Annotated in this window: 1 protein-coding gene and 1 pseudogene; both read left to right on the forward strand. The window is 65.5% G+C overall.

Annotated features, from left to right (window positions below):
- Positions 1-1,577: pseudogene (locus tag ABNX41_RS21705) on the forward strand (hypothetical protein); the annotation flags it as partial.
- Positions 1,577-2,227, forward strand: coding sequence for a hypothetical protein (locus tag ABNX41_RS21710; protein WP_438671759.1), 651 nt, complete (start codon positions 1,577-1,579; stop codon positions 2,225-2,227). The pseudogene ABNX41_RS21705 and the gene ABNX41_RS21710, both read left to right, overlap by 1 nt.
- Positions 2,228-2,339: the final 112 nt, after the last annotated feature.

A 2,339-nucleotide genomic window follows, 5' to 3' on the forward strand; every position in this document is an offset into this window, starting at 1 on the left:
TTTCCCGCACCATCGACCGGGCGCGTGAGCTTGGCATCGTCATGGATCGGGAGTTGATCGAGAAGGCGCAGGAACTCGACCGGCGCTGGCAGGAGTTGAACACGACCATCGGCACCTGGTTCAAGAGATTTGCCGTAGGCGCGGCCGACGCGGTGCAGCGGCTGGTCGGGATGCGCGCCGAGCTTGATGAAATCCTCGCTGATGAAGGCCGCGCGCGAGCCATCTTCGGCAATGAGGTTTACGAGCGCATCGCCGATGGGAAACGCCTCTCCGAGGAGCAGAAGGAGATCCTGACCGACATTTCCGAGGCAATGCTTGACGCGATTCCTTTCGTCGAGGCGATGGCGGAATCTCTTCGCGGCGTGGCCGAGGTGGCAGCCAAGAAAAATCCCGAACTGTCAGCCGAGATCATGCGCGCGGCAGAGAATATGAGTGCGCTCGCTTTCCAGCTCGAAAACGGCTTCATCGAGGCCGATGAATTCCACAGGATGCTGATCAAGGTCATCGGGGATGCCCGGACGGCGACCGAGAGCGTCGGCCAAATCGACGGCATAGGCTTCGGCGCGGTGCTGGCTGGCCTTGGCCGTCTGGCCGCGATGCTGGGATTTGTCGCCCAGAAGGGACAGGAAGCACGGGCGGCGATCCCTGCTTTCCTCCCGCAAAATACTGGCACCCCTCTTTCCTCCAGCGATGTGGGCCTGCTTCCTCCCGATCCCGACACCTTCGTGGCGACCAGCCCGCGCCCGCGCCCGGCGCCAGCCATGACGCATGAACTCGTGGATCCGGGCGGCCGATCTTCCGGCAAGGGCGGCGGTCGCACCCGGGACGAATACGCAGCGATGATCGAGGCCACGCAACGCCAGATCGCGTTGCTTGAGGCCGAGGCGGCGGCGCTCCTCGTGGCGGCCGAGGCCGGGGGCGAGCATGCCGGGATGATGGATTACGCCCGCAAGCGGGCCGAGCTTCTGATGGCGGCGCAGCGGCAGGGCCTTGTCATCACGCCCGAACTGACGGCCGAGATCGAGGCGCAGGCGCGCGCCTATGCCACGGCAGGGCTTGAAGCCGAGGCGGCGGCGGATCGGATTCGGCAGATCGAGGAGGCGAGCGAGCGCGGGCGCGATGCCCTGACCGACATGTTCGGCTCCATCCTCGACGGGTCGAAATCCGCCAAACAGGCGGTGGCAGACCTGCTGATGGAAATCGCCAAGGCGCAGATGAGCAAGGGCCTTTCATCGCTTCTCGGCCTTGGTGGTGGTGGCGGGTTCACCGGCTTTGTCGGCGGTCTTTTGTCCTTCGATGGCGGGGGCTATACCGGAAGCGCGCCACGCACGGGCGGTCTGGATGGCAAGGGGGGCTTCCTCGCCATGATGCATCCCCGCGAGAGCGTGATCGACCACACGCGCGGCGCCTCAGCGACCGGCGGATCCATGGCGATCACGGTCAACGTCGAGGGGGCGAGCGGTGATCAGCACATCATCGGCCTAGTGCAGCAGGGGGTCTCGGCGGGGCTCCAGTCCTTTGACCGCGCGCTCCCTGATCGCCTCGGGCAGATCAACCGCAACCCGAGGTATCGCTGATGGATCCGCTTCCGCTGGCCGAATTCTTCTCGGGGCTCAAAATTTCGAAGGTGTCTTTCCACTTGCCCGGGGCGCGGCAGCACAGCCGCACGGCCGGGGGCGAGGTGCTTTCGGCGGTGATCGGCGCCAGCCTCTGGCGCGGCACGGTCACGCTGGCGGCGGGGTATCATCGCAGCATTTCCGCCGTGCAGGCGGTGCTTGAGGATCTGGACCGGGCCGGTGATCCTTTCATGGTCCATGCTATGCCGATCTGGGCGCCTGCCTACGACCCGACCGGGGCTATCATCGCCGGGGCCTCTCCGGTGTTGCAGGCCGTGGCAGGCAACAATCGCCAGATCAGCCTGTCCGGCCTGCCTGCGGGCTACACCCTTGCGCGTGGCGAGATGCTGGCCTTTGCCTATGGATCCAACCCCACGCGCTATGCGCTCCATCGTGTGCGCAGCCTGACTGTGGTGGCCTCGGGTGCTGGCACTACGCCCCTGTTCGATGTGGTGCCGCACATTCGCCCGGGCTGGGTGACGGGCGCGACCGTCACGCTGATCCGGCCATCCTGCAAGGCGGTGATCCTGCCCGACACGATCCGCTGGCCATCGTCCGACCCGGCGGTGAGCGAGGGTATCGCCTTCGATTTCATTCAGACCCTACGGTAGGAGGCTGATATGCAGACGGAAAATGACGTTGAGAATACTGTGCGCGCATCCGCTGACGCGCGTAGCGAGATCGGTAGCCGCCAAGATTGCGTTGCCGACGCGAGCGTTTCGG

Source organism: Pseudogemmobacter sonorensis (assembly GCF_042762395.1).
In the GTDB taxonomy this organism is placed as follows: domain Bacteria; phylum Pseudomonadota; class Alphaproteobacteria; order Rhodobacterales; family Rhodobacteraceae; genus Pseudogemmobacter; species Pseudogemmobacter sonorensis.